Below are 19,437 nucleotides of genomic sequence, written 5' to 3' on the forward strand. Positions count from 1 at the left end.
GTGATTGGTTACTTTTTCAATATACAAAAAAAGCGATGCCTTGGCATCGCTTTATAATTCCAAAAGTTGAGACATTACAGAATGTCTAGAAGCTCAACTTCGAATACTAGTGCAGCATAAGGAGGGATAGCTGCGCCTGCGCCACGCTCACCGTATGCTAGATCTTGTGGGATGTATAGTTTCCACTTCGAACCAACAGGCATTAGCTGTAGAGCTTCAACCCAACCAGCGATAACGCCAGTTACAGGGAACTCAGCAGGTTGACCACGCTCTACAGAACTGTCAAATACAGTGCCGTCAGTCAGTTGACCGTGGTAGTGTACGCGAACTTGCTTGTCAGAAGTTGGGATCTCACCAGTGCCTTCAGTGATGATTTCGTACTGAAGACCAGACTCAAGAACTGTTACTTCAGAACGTAGAGCGTTATCTTTTAGGAACGCTTCGCCGTCAGCTGCAGCAGCTTTCGCTTGTTCTTCACGAGCTGCTTGAGCGCGAGTGTGGATTTCTTGAAGTGCGTTGTTGATCTCGTCAACTTCGATTTCTGGCATTGAACCAGTAAGAGCTGTCGCAATACCTTTAGCGATAGCGTCAACGTTTAGACCTTCAAGACCAGAACCCGCAAGTTGCTGACCCATTTGTAGACCGATACCGTAGCTAGCTTTTTGCTCTACAGTTTCTAGTTTGATTTCAGACATGGTGTCTCTCTTAAAAAATGTGATTTTTTACAGATTTGTGCCTCGAAAGCATACCAGTTCTACTAGCGTGAAGAAACGTTAAATGCCAATATGTAGCTAGGTTTCACGGTAATCTTGAGCAGTAAGGTATGAATCGACGTCAACGTAAAAAAAGAACCGAATCATTTGGTGACAAGTTGCAGCGCCAATGGCAAGACCTCGACTTCAAACAAGCTCTTAGTCAGTTAAAGAGCTATCGCGACCGTTTACCTAAACTGCATCAAAGGATTATTGCTGCAATTGCTGTCGTTGTTGTCGTTTTGTTGCTGTTGCCAAGCCCTACCTCATTGCCAGAAATGAGCAATAGTGAGCAAGGTGAAGAGAGCCGAAAGACGGTCGAGCTCAATACCACTGGGCTTAGCGAGCAAAAAAATGACCGAGTCGCAGCGCCGAAAGAGATCCCTTGGAAAGAGTACACCGTTAAGTCGGGGGATACTTTGGCTAAAGTTTTTCGCACCAACGGTTTGCCCATGAGTGACTTGAACGCACTGGCTAGAATTGAAGGCAGTGACAAGCCATTAAGCCAAATCAAAAAAGGTCAGTTGGTTCGTTATAAGCTCACTAATAACGGCGAGCTAGATATTATTCAAGTCGAAAAACAAGGTGGGGCAGTGATGTTTTTCCGTCTATCTGATGGCGGCTTTGGTCGTAGTAAGTAACTACTGACTAACGGCTCTTCTCATATCGATATGGGGAATACCGTCTTCGAGATAAGAATCGCTATAAGCGATAAACCCATGTTGGTTGTAAAAACCTTGCAAGTGCTCTTGAGCCCCAATCTCGATGACATGGTCGGGAAATAGTGTCTCCATGTTAGTGAGTGCTTGCTCCATTAGCTTATGACCTAATCGATGACCACGTGCCGAAGCTTTAGTTGCGATTCGACCAATACTACTTGCCCCTGCATAGCTGACATCTTTATCCAATAACCTTGCACACGCCACCAATTCGTCGCCTTGATAGCCCAATAAGTGATAAGTGCTCGTTAGCGTATCTTTGCCATCTAGTTCTGGGTAAGGGCAGTTTTGTTCTACGACAAATACATCGACTCTTAGTTTCAATAGCTCGTACAGCTGATGATTAGACAAAGATTCAAACGGTAGGCATTTCCATTGGTACATCAGGGCAACTCCTTAAACTAAAAAACCGCAGCACAGGGCTGCGGTTTGATTCTAATCGCTTGTGGGTTATTTTTGTAGGTCGATTCGGTAAACACCAAAACCAACATCATCGGTCGCCACACGCTCCATAGGGTATTGTGCTTTATTACCAATGAACTGTTTGGCTTTGTCACTCGGTGATGTCTCAAAGCGAATATCTAGCTTAGTGTCGCTCTTCACTGGTGCGAAAGACCAGTTGTTGTCGGCGCTAGGTACCACTTGGCCTTTGTCTCGGCTAACGTTAGTGATGTAGTTTGCCAATACAGTTCGGTTCTCATCTGGAGAGTCAAAGGCAACAAATGCAGAACCAGTTCCTGGGAACTTGTTGCTGTAGGCGCGGTAGTTGTTGGTCGCAATGATAAAGTCTTGTTTTAGGTCGATAGGTTTACCTTGGAAAGTCAGGTTAACCACACGCTCTGAATCAGGATTGATCACTTTACAGTTACCGTTGTACTTCGCCGGTTGCGTAATATCGATTTGATAGTTTACGCCATCCATCACATCGAAGTTGTAGGTGCGGAAGCCATCCCAATCGATCAATGACTGAGGCTTACTCGACGTCACATCGATTTGATTGAATTGGCCTGCGCTACACTCCAGCCATTCTTTCACTTCATGGCCTGTTACCTTAAGAGCAACAAGTGTGTTTGGATAGAGGTATAAATCGGCAGCGTTACGGAAGGTTAGCTGACCTGACTCCACTTCAGTGAAGTTAGCAGGGTCATTTTTACGACCGCCGGCTTTAAACGGTGCTGCCGCAGAAAGTACCGGGATACCGTCGAGGTCTGGGTCACCTTGGATGAAACGCTCGACATAGTCTTTTTGCGCAAGGTTTACAATCTGTACTGTTGGGTCATCTTGCACCAATGCAAGGAAGCTATACATAACATCGCTAGCTTTACCAATTGGTTGGTTAACAAACTCACGAGTGCCAGCATGGTCTTCTTTTAGTACTTCAACCATCGCCGTATCAGCGTCAACTAGTGCTTGCTTGGTCTTCTTGTCGAAGATAGGGCGAGCTTCAGTCATCGCATCGACGACATTCCAATCATCACCTTCTTGCTTTAGCACAAGATCCATCACGCCCACGTGGCTGCCCCAACGGCCCGGCATAACGGCAGCAACACCATTAATGGTGCCTTTCTTGTTATCAACGCCTTGAATATTGTCAAAGCCCTTACCTGGGAAAACAGCGTGTGAGTGACCAAAGGCGATAGCGTCAATGCCTTCAACGTCTGCTAAGTAATAGGTGGAGTTTTCTGCGCCACGCTTGTAAGGGTCACTTGCTAGACCTGAGTGAGGTACGGCGACGATGATATCCGCACCTTCAGCTTTCATCTGAGGTACCAGCTTTTCAGCAGTTTCTTTAATGTCTGCTGCAGTAACTTTGCCTTCTAGGTTTTTTTTATCCCACACCATGATCTGTGGAGGCACGAAACCGATGTAACCAATTTGCACTTCTTGGTCATTGCCATCGTTATCTTTAAAGGTATGGGTTTTAATGATGTATGGCTTGAAGTAATGCTCGCCCGTTTTAGCGTCAAAAACGTTAGCACTGATGTAAGGGAAGTTTGCATCATTGATACTTTCTTTGAGGAAGTCTAAGCCGTAGTTAAACTCGTGGTTACCAATGTTACCTACATCATAGTCAAGTTGGTTCATTGCTTTATAAGCTGGGTGTAGCTCGCCAGGCTTGATGCCTTTTGAGGCCATATAGTCACCCATTGGGCTGCCTTGAAGTAAATCACCATTGTCTACTAGCACGCTGTTTGTTACTTCACCTCGAGCCTGTTTTACCAAGCTTGCTGCACGGGTCAGACCAATTTTTTGCGATGGTTTATCTTTGTAATAATCGTAATCCATCAAGTTGGTGTGAATGTCGGTAGTTTCAATGATACGTAGTTTGATGGTGTCAGCGAATACAGGGTTTGCTGTCAGCATCATGCCACTGAGCACTGCGAGGGTAAGCGGTTTAACGGCCAGTTTCATGATTTACTCCAATGGGTTTATTAACCTGACTAATGTAACAAAATGTTGTGCAATGAATTTTCTATGCGTCAGTTTAATGTGATCTATCTCGAATATTGATTTGCTAAACTGTTATCTCTGAAACAAAAATAGCCGCTAATTATGAATTTTTCCTTTCAGGCAGAAGCTTTTATTGATCTCTAACGGTGAGGTCCGCTGCAACTTTTTTAACTCCTTATCAACTTTTCGCATAAAAAATGAAATTTTAGAATTTCAGGTAATAACAAAGGGTGGTCATAATGCCTTCATTCAAGAAATAGGGATGTCGAGCAATGACCAACTCACCAAGCAATTTGACGACGCTACCAAAAGGTAAGCCGAGCCTTGTAGGCTCCAGTAACAAATACGCCAGTTTGCGCCATGGTGAAGTTGCCATCGTCGGCGCAGGCCCTGGAGATCCCGATCTTCTCACCATTAAAGCTCTGCGTTACCTACAACACGCAGACGTTGTGTTGTACGACTACCTAGTCTCTGACGAAATCATGCAGCTGGTAAATCCAGACGCACAATTGGTTTGTGTCGGTAAGCGAGCAGGCCATCACAGTGTGCCGCAGCAGACCACCAATCAGCTGTTGGTCGATTTTGCCAAGCAAGGCAACAAAGTGGTGCGCATTAAAGGCGGCGATCCTTTTGTATTTGGTCGTGGCGGTGAAGAGCTTCAAGAACTTGCTCAATCAGGCATCGCATTTCAAGTCGTGCCTGGTATTACTGCGGCTGCGGGGGCAACGGCCTACGCAGGTATTCCACTGACTCACCGTGATTACGCCCAGTCGGCACTGTTTGTTACCGGTCATCTAAAGGCTGATAGCGATCAAATGGACTGGTCAACGCTGGCACGTGGCAAGCAAACACTGGTGATTTACATGGGGCTGATGAAATCGGCTCATATCCAACAACAGCTGATTGCCCACGGGCGAGCAGCAACAACCCCTATTGCGATCATTGAACGAGGTACTCAAGCGAATCAGCGAGTGTTCAAAGGTCAGCTTAATCAGTTATCCCAACTCGCCAGCCAGGCTGAAGCTCCGGCTTTAATCGTGGTAGGTGAGGTAGTGGCTCTGTCAGAGCAGCTCAACTGGTTCAACCCAACTCAAAAATCAGAGCCACTAGTGGCAAACGGTTTTGCATAAGCCAAGACTTTGACGAATTAAGGAAGCGTAAAGACCATGGACAAGCAAAGATTGACTCACCTGCAACAACTGGAAGCTGAAAGCATCCACATTATTCGTGAAGTAGCGGCAGAGTTTGATAACCCGGTGATGATGTATTCGATCGGTAAAGACTCTTCGGTAATGCTTCATTTAGCACGTAAAGCATTTTATCCGGGCAAGATCCCGTTCCCACTGCTGCACGTGGATACCGATTGGAAATTCAAAGAGATGATTGAGTTTCGTGATCGCACCGCCGAGAAATACGGCTTTGAGCTTTTGGTTCATAAGAACCCAGAAGGTCTGGCGATGGGCTGTAGCCCGTTTGTTCACGGCTCATCTAAGCACACCGACATCATGAAGACCCAAGGCTTGAAGCAAGCGTTAGATAAATATGGTTTCGATGCGGCTTTTGGTGGTGCACGACGTGACGAAGAGAAATCTCGTGCCAAAGAGCGTGTGTATTCATTCCGTGACAAGAACCACACTTGGGACCCTAAAAACCAACGTCCAGAGCTTTGGAAAACGTACAACGGCCAGGTTAATAAAGGCGAGAGCATCCGTGTGTTCCCACTTTCAAACTGGACTGAGCTGGATATTTGGCAATACATCTATCTAGAGAATATCGAAATCGTACCGCTATATCTTGCCGACAAGCGGCCAGTCGTTGAGCGTGATGGCATGTTGATCATGGTTGATGACGATCGCATGGAGCTGCAAGAAGGCGAAAAGATTGAACACAAGAGTGTGCGATTTAGAACGCTTGGCTGCTACCCGTTAACAGGGGCCGTGGAGTCGGAAGCAAATACCCTAACGGGCATTATTGAAGAGATGTTGGTGGCGACATCGAGTGAGCGCCAAGGACGTGCGATAGACCACGATCAATCGGGATCGATGGAGCTCAAAAAGCGTCAAGGTTACTTCTAAGGATTGAGGAATTAAAAATGAACAGTGCGGTAGAAGCGCAGCTAGCGCAGTTGGGTATCGAGGGATACCTCAACCAACACCAACATAAATCACTATTACGCTTTTTGACTTGTGGTTCTGTCGATGATGGCAAAAGTACCCTAATTGGTCGTTTGCTCCACGATACTAAGCAGATCTATGAAGATCAGTTGGCGGCAGTGCACTCTGACTCTCAACGTGTCGGTACTACAGGTGAGCGCCCTGACTTGGCACTGCTAGTTGACGGCTTACAAGCCGAGCGAGAGCAGGGCATTACTATCGATGTCGCTTATCGCTATTTCTCAACTCAAACTCGTAAGTTCATCATCGCAGATACTCCGGGGCACGAACAGTACACCCGTAATATGGCAACAGGCGCATCCACTTGTGATGTTGCGGTGATCTTGGTGGATGCACGTAAAGGGATCTTGGATCAAACGCGTCGCCACTCATTTATCGCAGGTCTGCTAGGCATCAAGCAGTTCATTGTTGCTGTTAACAAAATGGATCTGGTGGAGTTTTCCCAAGACCGTTACGAGCAGATCTCAGCGGATTACCAAGAGTTTGCTAAGAAGTTGCCGCAAGACATCAATATCGATTTGGTGCCGCTATCAGCCCTTGAAGGCGATAACGTGGTGGAGCTCAGCGCTCAAACCCCTTGGTTTAAAGGTGCAACCTTACTTGAGCTGCTAGAAAGTGTTGAAGTCGGCGTACGTCAAAACGATGGAGCCTTCCGTTTCCCTGTGCAATACGTTAACCGACCAAACCTCGATTTTCGTGGTTTTGCCGGCACGATTGCGTCAGGCAGCGTGAAAGTAGGTGATGAAGTCAAGACACTACCTTCAGGCAAAACTTCTACGGTTTCTCGCATTGTTACTTTTGATGGCGATCTTGAGCAAGCATCAGCCGGTCAAGCCGTCACGCTGACACTGGCCGATGAGATCGATATCAGTCGTGGTGATCTGATCGTGTTGGAAAATGCCGACGTTAAGTCGACTAACCAAGTATTAGCAGATGTGGTGTGGATGACGGAAGAGCCATTAGTGGCGGGTAAAGCATACGACATTAAGATTGCGGGCAAAAAAACCGTTGGCCAAGTATCAAACATCGAGCATCAATACGACATTAACCACCTGACTGAGCACGCAGCTGAATCTGTGCCACTCAACGGTATCGCATTATGTGAATGGCAACTTAATGACAACGTGGCGCTGGACCGTTACTTCGATAGCCAAGACACTGGTGGGTTCATCATTATCGACCGTCTAAGCAATGTCACGGTCGGTGCAGGTATGATCCGTAAGCGTTTGGAGCCAGCGAGCCAGTCTTCGAGCCAGTTCAGTGAATTTGAACTAGAGCTCAATGCCTTGGTACGTAAGCACTTCCCACATTGGGATGCCAAAGATCTTAGCAAGCTTTAGTTTTAGCGAGCGTTGATCTCAGTGGATTCGATCTAGCAAGCGGCGATCTTGCTAGATCGACCGTTAGAAATAGATAGGAAGCAGTGGTATGTGGGAACAAGGAATGGTGTTGGCAATATTGTTTGCGATAGTCGCTTGCCTTTTGGTGACTCGCATCAAGCCGAGCCTTATATTCTCTGCTGCTGCTTTGATCGCTTTTCTGACTGGCATGAGCGATGTCAGTACTATCGCCGCAAACTTTACTAATTCATCATTACTCACGTTAGTGTTGCTTATTTTGGCTTCGAGTGCGTTAGAAAAGACCCAGTTAATCACTTGGGTCAGTCGTCATATCAGTGGTGGTCGCTTAGGCGAAGTCGTCGCTAAACTTGGCGTCTCAACGGCGCTGCTATCATCTTTTACCAATAATACTGCGGTGGTGGTATCCCTGATTGGTGCCATCAAACGTAACCAGCAGCATTCACCATCTCGCTTGTTGATCCCATTGAGCTACGCCGCCATTTTAGGAGGCACGCTGACGCTCATTGGTACCTCGACCAACCTTATTATTAACAGCTTTGTTGAAGATGCAGGGCTGCCGAGCTTGGGCTTTTTTACGCCTACCTTGATTGGTCTATCCGTTTTAGTGGGCGGGCTTTTGATCCTGATCCCATTCAGTTACTTGCTGCCTAACAATGAAGAAGGGCACCAAGACGATTTACCCTACTTTTTGGAAGCGAAGGTTGAACCAAACTCTCCACTGGTAGGCAAGAGTGTGGCGCAAAACAATCTACGCGCCTTAAGAAAGCTCTATTTGGCCGAGGTGATCCGTAAAGGAGAAACGACGGCCTCTGTTGACCCAGACTTTGTACTTGAGGCGAATGACCGCCTACTGTTCTGTGGTGATGTAGAGAGTGTGGCGACCCTGCAAGAAATCGATGGTTTGACGCTATTTGGTCAACACCATATCAATGGACAAAACTTCGTTGAGGCGGTGGTCAGTTCGTCGGCCTCAATTTGCAATAAAACGCTTAAATCGAGCCAGTTTCGTGATCGGTTTGATGCCGTGGTGGTCGCCATTCGCCGTGGCCATGAGCGCCTCGAAGGCGGCTTAGGTAACATTACTTTGAGCGCTGGTGACACCTTGGTATTAGTGCCGGGCAAAGGCTTTGCAGCCCAGCGCACCTCGCTTAGCCGAGAGTTTGTATTGGTGAATGACCTTGATTCGAGTGCCAAACTGGATGCCAACAAATCCGCTTTGGTTATGGGGGGCTTTGCCTCAGCGATTGGCTTAGCCCTGCTTGGTTGGCTTCCCTTACTAAAAGGTTTAGCAGTATTTCTGCTAGCGATGGTCGCCCTCGGTATTGTCAATATGAGTGAGCTACGCCGCCGTTTTCCGCTAGAGATTGTGGTTATTGTTGGTGGTGCGTTAACGCTAGCTCAACTCATGATGTCCTCTGGTCTATCTGTGCGCCTTGGAGAGATGTTTATCACCGCATTTAATGGCTGGGGAGTGTTTGGCGCACTGGTGGCTACTTACTTTTTGACGTTAGTGTTAACTGAGCTTGTGACTAATAACGCCGCAGCGGCATTGGCGTTTCCACTAGGCTATAGCATGGCGGTGGGCTACGGAGTCGACCCGATGCCATTTATCATGGCGGTGTTGTTTGGGGCTAGTGCTAGCTTTATTTCGCCGTATGGCTACCAAACCAATTTATTGGTTTACAGCGTGGGTAACTACCACATTCGTGATTACATTCGTGTTGGATTACCGGTATCGATCGTTTACTCGGTGTTGGTTCTGACATTGATCCCTTATTTTTTCCCTTTTTAAGCGTTCATATTACGCACTCAAGGATGACAGGTATGACAGCAACTTTAGACGAAAATGTAGTTTGGCATCAGCACAATGTGACCAAAGAACAGCGTGCTGAGCAAAAAGGCCAGCGCCCAGCGGTGTTGTGGTTCACAGGGTTATCTGGCGCTGGTAAATCTACCGTCGCTGGCGCACTAGAAACTCGCCTTGCACAGCTGGGCTATCATACATACCTGCTAGATGGAGATAATGTACGTCATGGTCTGTGTAAAGACCTTGGCTTTTCTTCGCAAGATCGCCGTGAGAATATTCGCCGTATTGGTGAGTTGGCAAAACTGATGGCGGATGCTGGCTTGATTGTGCTGTCGGCATTTATTTCACCGCACCGTACTGAGCGTGCCATGGTGCGAGAACTTTTGCCTGAAGGTGAGTTTGTTGAAGTGTATGTTAATGCCTCACTAGAGGTGTGTGAGTCTCGTGATCCTAAGGGGCTTTATAAGAAAGCTCGTGCTGGTGAGATCCCAAACTTTACTGGGATTGATTCAGAGTATGAAGCACCACTAAACGCTGAGATAGAACTGGCCGCTGGTGAGAAATCTATTGAAGAGCTAGTGGATGAGTGTGTCGCAGATCTAGCGAAGCGTGGTGTAATTGCTGCGGGTGTGTAGAAATTAAAATCAAGTGCAGAACTGTCCTCCCCCGGACGCCGGCCGCTTGAAAAGGGGAGGGGTCGATAAGCGCACTAGGTAGGTTAGGCGCTTTCATCCAAGTTGGTACCTGCACCAGTCTGCAAGGTAAACTTCTGGCTAAGCAGTGCCACTAACTGGTCGTAGTAAGCCATATTGGGCTTGTTCCCCAGTAGATTACACAGCTCATCTCCTGTTGGGCTAAATCGATAGTAAATTAGTCGAATGCCTTTGCTCATCGGCTGCAAGGCCAGCTGTTTTCCTTGATAATCCAACACTAATGCTGGGTCAAAATCCACCTCTCCGGATTCAAGTTCTGTCCCCAAAACTAGGCCCAGCTCAATAAGATGCAGCAAGCTTGAGTAGGGGAGCTTATGTCCGCCTAAGTTTACTGCATTGGTATCATCACGTCGGTAAAAGCCCAAAAAGCCACTCTTAGCTCGATAGCCCATCAAGAGTTTTTTACTGTTATCTCCGCCAAAACTGCACGCCAGTGATGCGGCTCTTTGCAGGGTTTGCGCTTCTTTAGGCGACATATCTTTGAGAACCAACAAGGCCTTCATTGACGTTGCCCCTGGGTTGGTGATTTCGCGTTTAAGTACCTGACTCCACAGTTTTTGCATCGAGGTGTTATGGATATCTTGCGCCATATCGAAGAAGCGATACAACCAGTCTGGATCGGGGTCTCCTGCCGCTTCGTCACGGCAGCTGAGGTGGGCATATTTTAAGATTTGCTCAAGATTCTTCTGTCGCAGTTCTTGGCGCTTCTTTTGTCTCTCGATAGAGCGGTCGAGCAAGGTATTGAGTGGAGGCTCGTCTTGAAGTAACGCCCCTAGACCATAGGTGTCGGCAATCTGCAACACTCGACTGGCACTGTCTTTAATGCTGCGAGTTTTGCGCTGGTTACCCGCATTGCTGGTGGGCTGATCTATGGTTACAGGTTTACTGGTGTCTGCCATCGGTTGATCCTACTTCCTGTGGAGCATTAACAATAGAAGGTATGGTTACCAATAACCTAGAACTGAATCAAGCTTTTAGCTATGCCGGAGGGTTTTATTTTGTTAAAATTGTTGCGAAGTGGTTAATTTGAGGTGTTTGTGTCTTTCAACTGGAACAGTGTTCGTCGTCCATTTTCGATTGCTGTGCTGCTACTGATTTATGTGGCGGTATTAGTTTATCTTGGTCGTTTTCTATTGGTTTAACCTGGCCTACTAACCCGCCACATCTAGCATCACATATCGTCGTACTCTTCTATTGCAGTGCCATCAATTAAGTAACCTGTTTCTGCCAGATCGGAATTAGTCGTTTCGGTTTTTAATGTGCCCACGACATAAATTACGTCCCACAGTTGCTGGATAGGTGCACCTTTTTCAAACTTCACATAGATGATCTGGTTTGGTGGTGGTGGTGGCACATGAATACAAGCGCCAAAATACGGCACCAGTAAGAACTCAGTGACTGTGTTGGCATCACCTTCCAGTGGGATAACAAATCCTGGGATTTTTACCGTACTGCCATTGAGTTCTTGGCGCACAGTGCCCAGCTTGCTTTGCTCTGGATTGGCGTTGGTGTGGTCAATCAGTGGCATGCCTGCGCTACTGAACTGGTTGCGCTCCGCTTCTGGGACAAGGTCAATCCAATCAAGTGTTAATACATCTTCATTTGCCTGTGCAACTTGAGCTACGCCTAGCATGAGGCATAACCAAGTAACCAACAATAGTGACACTTTCTTCATTTGCTTATCCTTAAATTCTGATCGTCATACCATCGGCCAACGATTGGCGATAGGCACGAAATGCTGGAATGAATCCTATCACTATTCCTGCAAATTGCACTAATGCGAGAAGTAACCATTCGTGAGTAGTGATCCCGGTCATTTCTAAGGCGATACCGTATACTTGCGCCACGATAGGCGTGATGGCAGCGATGCCCAAGTAAAGCAGTGCAATACCGACCACAATCCCGGCAAAAGTAAGCACGCTTGCTTCGCTTATCAACAAAAAGAAGATATGGCGAGGTCTCGCCCCCATGGCTCGAAGAATCGCCATTTCGCGGCGGCGTTCTTGCAAGCTGGTCAGTAAGCTACTGAGCATACCGAGTAGCCCTGCGACGACCACAAACCCTGAGACGGCAAGTAGTGCTTGTTCGGCAACGGACATCATGCCCCACAATTCATGTAGAGCAATGCCTGGTAAGATCGCACTTAATGGCTCCTGGCGATAGGTGTTGATCTGGCGCTGTAGAGCAAAGGTTTGGATTTTGGAATTCAAACCCAGCATAAATGAGGTGATCTGCTTGGGTTTAAAATTGAGTGCTTCCAGCTCTTCAGCACTAGGTGTTGGCCCCAACTTTGCTCCAGACTCCCAACCGACGTGGATCGCTTCGATGGCTTCGAGTGATACATGTACAGTTTTATCAACAGGTGTGCCGGTCGGTGCAAAAATGCCAACGATTTTAAACGGCAGGTTGTCGTGGCGGTTGAAGGCTTTATCACTGATACCATGAGCGATGATGATTTCATCCCCCACCTTATAATTCAGTGTTTTTGCCACATCACTGCCAATGACGGTTTCAAACAGCGTATTGAATGGTCGCCCTTGCGACAAGCTTAACGGTTGTTTCTTGCCGTAACGGAAGTGCTCAAAATAGTCTTGGTTGGTCCCAAGGACACGAAACCCCTGATGGGAGTCTCCAAGTGACATAGGAATTGCCCATTTAACCGCTCGATGTTGGCTAAATTCCTCAAAGCTCCGCCAATCAATATTATTGGTGGCGTTACCAATACGAAATACGGAATAGAGCAGCAAATTCACTTGGCCTGAACGAGATCCTACAATCAGGTCGGTTCCAGAGACTGTATTGGCAAAGCTGGCTTTTGCTTGGGTGCGAATCCGTTCAACACCCATGAGCAAAACGACGGATACTGCAACGGTCAGTACGGTGAGAAGTGCAGTGGCTTTGCGGTTGGTTAAGCTTTTCCAAGCCAAGGTTAAGGTAGCACTCATGAGGCGACTCCCATGGCTAAGTTCAATTGCGTCAGGTCGATGCAGCGGTCAAATAGGTGTTCCAACGTTGGGTCATGACTGACAAAAATCAGCGTTGAGCCTGCTAGCTTGGCCTCTTCCATCAATAGGGTAATAAAGGCTTCACGGTTGTCATGGTCTAGAGCCGACGTAGGTTCATCGGCAATCAATATTTCTGGCTGGCCAATCAAGGCGCGAGCGGCGGCGACACGCTGCTGTTGACCAATACTGAGTTCCGTCACAGGGGAGTGGTAAAGCGCTGGTGGTAGTTTTAGATGCTCTAATAGTTTGTGCGCTTGCTGTTTTAACTCACTGCTAACTCTTAGTTTTCGAGCGGCTGAAAAGTGGCAAGGAAGCACAATATTCTCAATAACAGAAAGGTACGGGATCAGGTTAAATTGCTGAAAAATATAACCGATATGATCGGCCCGGAAACTATCTCTTTGGCTTTGTTTCATTTGTGCCAAATCGTTGCCAAGCAGATTTACCTGACCTAACTGTGGTGTGATGATTCCGGTTAACAGTCCTAATAGGGTCGACTTACCGCTACCACTAGGACCTTTAATAAATATCCTTTCTCCCGCTTTGATATCCAGTTGCGAGAATTTGAGTGTGGCGGGCTTATCCTTTGCCCAGCTAAATTCAATGTCACGTAACGTGATCAATGATTGCGTTGGATTGTTTGGCATCTATCGGTGGCTCTCAAGGTAAAAGCCCAAGCCTAGGGAGGGACCTCGGGCTTGGGCGAATTGGCATTGCCATCGTAGGAGAATATTCTCCTGCGTATTCAAGACAAGTTACAGCTCGATTTTAGTTTGACCACTTGGTTTCAATTCAGTTGCAACTTGTGCGTTATCAGTGATCAAGTTTACGTGGATTTCTTCCGTACTTGGGAAGTGTTTGAACCAAGCTGTATCGATTGTTTTAAGTGCGTCAACATTTTCACAATCGTATTGGTACTGAATATTAAACTCACCATGTCCACCGTGGTCATGATCATGGTGTTCATCGTGGTCGTGCTTATCATGGTCATGATCGTGGTGCTCATCGTGGTCATGCTTGTCATGATCATGTTTGTCGTGGTCATGGCCGTGATCGTCATGCTCTTTCTCAAGCGTGTTAGTCACCAAAGCTTCGGTCAAAGTACATTTTGCCGCCGCCGATAGGGTGAATAGTTTCGATGAGTCTTTAAGTAAGGCCTCGGCATCTTCAATTTTATGCTCTTGGTCGTGATTTTCTGGGGCGTGTTCAAAGCCAACCACATCCGCTCCAGGAGCGATGATTTCAAACAGTAGTTGATTGGCATCTTGAGCGATATTGAACTCAACCACACCGTGAACATGCGCATCATGTTGACGGAATTCACCTTCTGCTAGTGCATTAGTGGAGAGGAGGGCGGTTGCAATCAGCGACAAAGTCATTGGTTTGTTCATGATAAATCCTAAATTGAATTTGGCTATGTTATTTAGTTTGTGGGCAATTAACTCAATGTCATCAAGGTCGAAGTGGTATTGATGGAAAGCTAAAAGCTCGTGATAGGTAGAAAGACCATGGGTGACCTAAAGCTCTCAAGACATCAGTAAGTCGCATTAAGTGCTTCGGCCTAGGGTTTTTTAGGCATGGGTTAAAGTTTTTGCAGGGAAGTTGGTTAAGTTTTGTAGCGTGGTATTTACGTGCATCTTGTGGTGGCACTGAGGCGCATAATCGATTAAAACAGTGAAAGCTCAGACTCGTATGAAGACGATTCGACATGGCTGCTATCCCTTACCCAAAATCCATTGCCTAACAATGTAATATTATAACATTGGGCCATCAAGCCAATTTTTGCACAATAATGCAATTGCGTTACCTAGGTCATTCTTCACATGAGTAAGGAAATATTTGGTGGAATAAAGAGATAGGGCAGATAGAAAAAAGCCCAGCGTGTTGCTGGGCATGTATCTTGGTTACTGTGCTTAACGCTCTGTAACAACTTCACGCGAGAAAGCTTTCTCGCAATACTTACATTTTAAGCGCACATCTTCGCCACGGGTGATCAGCTTGAAGCTGGTGGCGACAGGCTCGCTGTGGGTAATGCAGTTTGAGTTCGGGCACTCAAAAATATCGTTGATGGTTTCTGGCAGGCTAAGCGCCAGCTTCTTAACGACTTTGTAGTCTTCGATCTGGTTTACGGTGGCTTGTGGTGCGTAAAGAGCCAGCTTTTGCGCTTGGTCTTCGGTCATAAACACGTTTTCGATCTTCAGCAGATCTTTTGCACCTAGTGCTGAAGAAGGCAGGTTAAGACCAACGGTGATACGTTGCTCACTGTTTTGCATGTCGAACAATTGCAGCACTTTAATCCCCACATTGGCAGGAATGTGGTCGATAACAGTACCGTTGCAAATCGCTTCTACCTGTAATTGATTTTGTTTAACCATGATGTTGTTCCTCCAATTACAGGGATTCGTTAAGTACAAGAGCAAGCAAAGCTTCGCGGGCGTAGACCCCGTTGGTTGCCTGTTCAAAGTAGTAAGCGTGCGGGGTCTTATCGACGTCGGTCGTGATTTCATCCACACGAGGTAGAGGGTGAAGCACTTTTAGGTTCTCTTTAGCACCTTCCAAAGTGGCTGCCGTTAAAATATAGGCAGACTTGATGTGTGCATATTCAGATTCATCAAAGCGCTCTTTTTGCACGCGAGTCATGTACAAGATATCAAGCTCACTCATCACACCTTCCATTTCTGTGTGCAAGCTGTATTTGATGCCTGCGTCATCTAGCTCTTCACAGATGTAGTCTGGCATGGCTAGTGCGTCTGGAGCGATAAAGTAGAAACGCACGTTATCGAACTTCGCAAGTGCTTGAGTCAGCGAGTGAACGGTACGACCATACTTAAGGTCACCAACAAATGCGACATTCAGGCCGTCTAATGTGCCTTGAGTTTCGTAGATGGTGTAAAGGTCTAGTAGCGTTTGAGTAGGGTGTTGGTTCGCTCCATCACCAGCGTTGATCACAGGCACGCCGTTAGAGAATTCTGATGCTAGGCGAGCAGCCCCTTCTTGTGGGTGACGCATGACAAAAGCATCAACGTAAGATGAGATCACTTGTACTGAGTCGGCAAGGGTTTCACCTTTCTTCGCAAGCGAAGTGTTGCCGCCACTATCAAAACCGATCACATCGCCGCCGATGCGTTGGATAGCCGTTTCAAACGATAGACGGGTACGGGTAGATGGCTCAAAGAAGCAGCTTGCTACCACTTTGTTTTTGATTAGCTCAGGTTGAGGTTCTGCTTTTAGCTGGCCTGCCGTTTTCACAACAAGCTCTAGCTCTTCTCGTGATAGCTCCGGAATGGAGATAATGTGCTTATTATAGAGCGTATTCGCCATGATCTTTTTCCCTATGGTGGTGCCATAAAAAAGCCTCCCTATAATAGGGAGGCTTTAAAATTCTTTTGGGGAACAACAACGGCAGCGCAGTAAGCAGGTAGGCTTACGGTGTAAAGTAGTCATAGTATTCACTACTGTGCGCATTGATGTTTCCTCCGACAAATTGCGGAGAATTATACGCCGAAGTTTTGTGAGCGCAAGCGATTACGTCAAATGCTCGCAAGCATCTAATTTCCTAGCGTTGCAACCATGACCGCCTTAATGGTATGCATGCGGTTTTCTGCTTGATCGAACACAATAGAGTGATCGGATTCAAACACCTCTTCTGTGACTTCTAAGCCATTCATTCCGTACTTTTCAGCCACTTGTTTACCTACAGTAGTCTCATCATTGTGGAAAGCAGGTAAGCAGTGCATAAACTTCACTTGTGGATTTTGCGTCGCTTCAATAACTGCTTGGTTGACTTGGTACGGTGTCATTTGCGCCACACGCTCATCCCAAGCTTCAGGAGCTTCACCCATTGAGACCCAAACATCCGTGTAGAGGTAGTCACACCCCTTCACGCCAGATTGCACATCTTCGGTTAAGGTGATTTGAGCGCCAGTAGATTGCGCAATTTCTTGACACTGAGCGACCAGCGCTTCTTCAGGCCAGTAGGCTTTTGGTGCCACTAAGCGGATGTCCATCCCCATTTTAGCGGCACCTACTAACAAAGAGTTGCCCATGTTATTGCGAGCATCACCAAGGTAGGCAAAAGCGATTTGGTGCAGCTGTTTACCTTTACCATGCTCAATCATGGTTAAGAAGTCTGCTAGGATTTGCGTTGGATGGAACTCATCGGTTAAGCCGTTCCAAACCGGGACACCCGCATAAGCGCCGAGCTCTTCAACGATTTCTTGGCCAAAGCCACGGTATTGGATGCCATCATACATACGCCCAAGGACTCGAGCGGTATCTTTCATCGACTCTTTATGACCGATCTGTGAGCCAGAAGGGCCGATGTAAGTCACTTGTGCCCCTTGGTCGAACGCTGCGACTTCAAAAGCACATCGAGTACGAGTAGATGACTTTTCAAAAATTAGTGCGATGTTTTTGCCTTGCAACTTAGGTTGTTCAACACCTGCATATTTAGCGCTTTTGAGCGTTGCAGACATATCTAGTAGAAACTGGATCTCTTGAGTAGAAAAGTCGAGCAGTTTTAGAAAGTTTCTTTTGTGTAAGTTGAAAGCCATAACGCATCCTCGCAATCATCTGTGGGTGATTTGAATACTATTTATACATATAAATTCACTTATTGTGAATGTTTATTTTGCTGTAATCTAAAAAAGCCTGCATTTTTGCAGGCTTTTTTCACAGGGTTGCCCGTTACAGACCGTCACGCTCGATCGGACAACTCATGCAGCGTGCACCTCCTCGACCTCGGCCAAGTTCATTGCCTGGGATCGTCAGTACCTCAATACCTGCTTTATCATATTTTTCATTGGTATAAACATTGCGCTCGTAGGCGATGACAGTGCCCGGTTTTACCGTTAACACGTTGTTGGCATCATTCCATTGCTCACGCTCGGCTTCATAACTATCGCCACCTGTAGTGATGATCTTTAATTGATCAACTTCCAATGCAGACTCTACAGCGTGAATGTAGTTAGAAACTTGTTTCACTTTCATGCCATCGACACCATCAGGGGTTAGGCACCAAGTTTCTAAATCACTGCGCATGATCTCAGGGTAAACCGAGAAAGTGTCGACATCCATGTGAGTCATCACAGTATCTAGATGCATGCATGAGCGGTGTTTCGGTAGCTGGACGGCGATCACCTTACTCGCTTGGCCATGTTTAAATAGGTTGGCCGCGAGGTTTTCAACCCCTTGTGGTGTGGTGCGTTCCGACATACCAATCAGTACCGCACCGTTACCAATCACTAATACGTCACCACCTTCGATATTGGCATTGTCGTAATGTTTGTCTTCATTGCCAAAGTAGGACAGGAAGTCTTGGCCAGCAAACGTTGGGTGCCAACGGTAAATAGCTCTTAGGTGATTGGTCTCGCGTTGACGAGCGGGCATCATCATTGGATTAAGCGATACACCGCCGTAAACCCAGCAAGAAGTGTCGCGGGTAAAGAGGTGATTTGGCAGCGGCTCAATCACGAAATCAAGCGGCTGATGCAGCTTAGGTAACATTGAATCTGAGTGAATCGGTAGCTCGGAATAGGCAAGGCCTCCGAGCAAAATAGTTGCGAGTTGCTCGTTATCCATCGCAGCAAGGTACTGGCGCAATTCTCCTGCGAACGTAGGACCAAAGCGATAATCTGAGATTTGCGTGTTAAGTAGCCATTCTCTGGCTTCTTTGACTGCAAGGGTTTCAACCAACAAATCATGCAGCAGCAAGACTTCAACATTTTGCTTACGTAAGGTTTGAGCAAATATATCATGCTCTTCCCCAGCCGCTTCCACCGCTAAAACATCATCAAACAGTAAATCTTGACAGTTTGATGGCGTGAGGTGGGTGAGGGCACGCTCTGGGCGATGCAATAAAACACGACGTAATTGACCGACTTCAGAGCCGACATACAGCTTACTCATTTGGCTATCCTTACAAATTTCCATGGCTGGGCCATCATTGGCAGGCTTAGTTATCGCAAGGATTAAATAAAGTATCAAGTCTCAGGGTGGCTTGGATATGTGGAAAAAGCACACATATGCAAACTTATATGCTGCTTTTTTCTATTTTATGGATTTTAGTGTTGTTTGTCACTGTAATGTGTTGTGAGTGAACATTCAGTTTAGGTGCGCAAGCGAGCTGACTTAACTGAGTGCAACGGTGAATATGTATTCACTAATTTGACTAGAGGCAGCTATTGAGACACATTTTATGCAAGTTAACACCTCTTAGGCCTATGCAAAAATAGCTCATAACTCCGCATATATGGGGGATTGCCCACTTATGCGGTAAACGAACAATTGTCCTGAAAGTTGGCTAAAAGCGGTTTTTGTTAAAATAATGTATCTGTTAGCGTGCTAGAGGCTTTTTCAGCAAATTTTCCTGGAGGATCCTATGATCTTGGTGGAAATTGATGACGATCCATGCCATATTCACACCGCTTTAATTTACCTCATTATTCTGGAGCAAC

The 19,437-nt window shown here is 46.7% G+C and carries 18 protein-coding genes; 6 read left to right on the forward strand and 12 right to left on the reverse strand.

The annotated features are described in order from the left end of the window. Positions 1-74: 74 nt before the first annotated feature. Positions 75-695 carry a BamJ family beta-barrel-assembly machinery protein gene (bamJ, locus tag J4N39_RS01550; protein ID WP_252021340.1) on the reverse strand — a complete coding sequence of 207 codons (621 nt, stop codon included), beginning with the start codon at positions 693-695 and terminating at the stop codon, positions 75-77. A gap of 128 nt (positions 696-823) precedes the next feature. Between bamJ and J4N39_RS01555 the strand changes: the two genes are divergently transcribed. After that, entirely contained in the window at positions 824-1,393 is a 570-nt protein-coding gene (locus J4N39_RS01555; RefSeq protein ID WP_252021342.1) for a LysM-like peptidoglycan-binding domain-containing protein, read from the forward strand. Here the strand turns inward: J4N39_RS01555 and J4N39_RS01560 are convergent, their stop codons facing one another. Both J4N39_RS01560 and cpdB read right to left on the reverse strand, forming a co-directional pair. Continuing rightward, complete coding sequence (locus tag J4N39_RS01560; protein WP_252021344.1) at positions 1,394-1,855, reverse strand: GNAT family N-acetyltransferase; 462 nt, start codon at positions 1,853-1,855, stop codon at positions 1,394-1,396. It lies immediately after the preceding gene. A gap of 66 nt (positions 1,856-1,921) precedes the next feature. Further along, on the reverse strand, positions 1,922-3,883 hold the full coding sequence (gene cpdB / locus J4N39_RS01565) for a 2',3'-cyclic-nucleotide 2'-phosphodiesterase (protein ID WP_252021346.1): 1,962 nt from the start codon (positions 3,881-3,883) through the stop codon (positions 1,922-1,924). Positions 3,884-4,194: 311 nt separating this feature from the next. Between cpdB and cobA the strand changes: the two genes are divergently transcribed. The 5 genes from cobA (at position 4,195) to cysC (ending at position 9,899) form a co-directional block, all read left to right on the forward strand. Beyond that, entirely contained in the window at positions 4,195-5,052 is an 858-nt protein-coding gene (cobA, locus tag J4N39_RS01570) for a uroporphyrinogen-III C-methyltransferase (RefSeq protein ID WP_252021349.1), read from the forward strand. Positions 5,053-5,088: 36 nt separating this feature from the next. After that, entirely contained in the window at positions 5,089-5,997 is a 909-nt protein-coding gene (gene cysD, locus J4N39_RS01575; protein ID WP_252021351.1) for a sulfate adenylyltransferase subunit CysD, read from the forward strand. A 17-nt stretch (positions 5,998-6,014) separates the two neighbouring features. After that, complete coding sequence (cysN, locus tag J4N39_RS01580) at positions 6,015-7,436, forward strand: sulfate adenylyltransferase subunit CysN (protein WP_252021353.1); 1,422 nt, start codon at positions 6,015-6,017, stop codon at positions 7,434-7,436. Between the two features lie 88 nt (positions 7,437-7,524). Beyond that, positions 7,525-9,249, forward strand: a complete 1,725-nt coding sequence (locus J4N39_RS01585; protein WP_252021355.1) for an SLC13 family permease — start codon at positions 7,525-7,527, stop codon at positions 9,247-9,249. Between the two features lie 23 nt (positions 9,250-9,272). Further along, positions 9,273-9,899 (forward strand): adenylyl-sulfate kinase, encoded by a 627-nt coding sequence (cysC, locus tag J4N39_RS01590; RefSeq protein ID WP_252021357.1) that lies wholly within the window; start codon positions 9,273-9,275, stop codon positions 9,897-9,899. A gap of 83 nt (positions 9,900-9,982) precedes the next feature. Here the strand turns inward: cysC and J4N39_RS01595 are convergent, their stop codons facing one another. The 9 genes from J4N39_RS01595 to arcA form a co-directional block, all read right to left on the reverse strand. After that, positions 9,983-10,876, reverse strand: a complete 894-nt coding sequence (locus tag J4N39_RS01595) for a TIGR03899 family protein (RefSeq protein WP_252021359.1) — start codon at positions 10,874-10,876, stop codon at positions 9,983-9,985. A gap of 272 nt (positions 10,877-11,148) precedes the next feature. Then, positions 11,149-11,652: a DUF3299 domain-containing protein gene (locus J4N39_RS01600; RefSeq protein WP_252021362.1), complete on the reverse strand. Its 504-nt coding sequence runs from the start codon at positions 11,650-11,652 to the stop codon at positions 11,149-11,151. A gap of 10 nt (positions 11,653-11,662) precedes the next feature. After that, positions 11,663-12,922, reverse strand: coding sequence for an ABC transporter permease (locus J4N39_RS01605; RefSeq protein WP_252021364.1), 1,260 nt, complete (start codon positions 12,920-12,922; stop codon positions 11,663-11,665). Continuing rightward, on the reverse strand, positions 12,919-13,629 hold the full coding sequence (locus J4N39_RS01610; RefSeq protein WP_252021366.1) for an ABC transporter ATP-binding protein: 711 nt from the start codon (positions 13,627-13,629) through the stop codon (positions 12,919-12,921). The genes J4N39_RS01605 and J4N39_RS01610 overlap by 4 nt, the downstream gene beginning before the upstream one ends. Positions 13,630-13,737: 108 nt before the next feature. Further along, a complete protein-coding gene (gene zrgA / locus J4N39_RS01615) occupies positions 13,738-14,373 on the reverse strand; it encodes a zinc uptake protein ZrgA (RefSeq protein WP_252021368.1) in 636 nt (211 codons plus the stop codon). Positions 14,374-14,895: 522 nt separating this feature from the next. After that, positions 14,896-15,357: an aspartate carbamoyltransferase regulatory subunit gene (gene pyrI, locus J4N39_RS01620; RefSeq protein ID WP_252021370.1), complete on the reverse strand. Its 462-nt coding sequence runs from the start codon at positions 15,355-15,357 to the stop codon at positions 14,896-14,898. A gap of 16 nt (positions 15,358-15,373) precedes the next feature. Continuing rightward, positions 15,374-16,303 (reverse strand): aspartate carbamoyltransferase, encoded by a 930-nt coding sequence (gene pyrB / locus J4N39_RS01625; protein ID WP_252021372.1) that lies wholly within the window; start codon positions 16,301-16,303, stop codon positions 15,374-15,376. A gap of 227 nt (positions 16,304-16,530) precedes the next feature. Beyond that, positions 16,531-17,535, reverse strand: a complete 1,005-nt coding sequence (gene argF / locus J4N39_RS01630) for an ornithine carbamoyltransferase (protein ID WP_252021375.1) — start codon at positions 17,533-17,535, stop codon at positions 16,531-16,533. Positions 17,536-17,668: 133 nt separating this feature from the next. Further along, a complete protein-coding gene (arcA, locus tag J4N39_RS01635) occupies positions 17,669-18,889 on the reverse strand; it encodes an arginine deiminase (RefSeq protein WP_252021377.1) in 1,221 nt (406 codons plus the stop codon). Positions 18,890-19,437: the final 548 nt, after the last annotated feature.

Origin of the sequence: Vibrio sp. SCSIO 43136, assembly GCF_023716565.1 — a bacterium.
GTDB lineage: Bacteria > Pseudomonadota > Gammaproteobacteria > Enterobacterales > Vibrionaceae > Vibrio.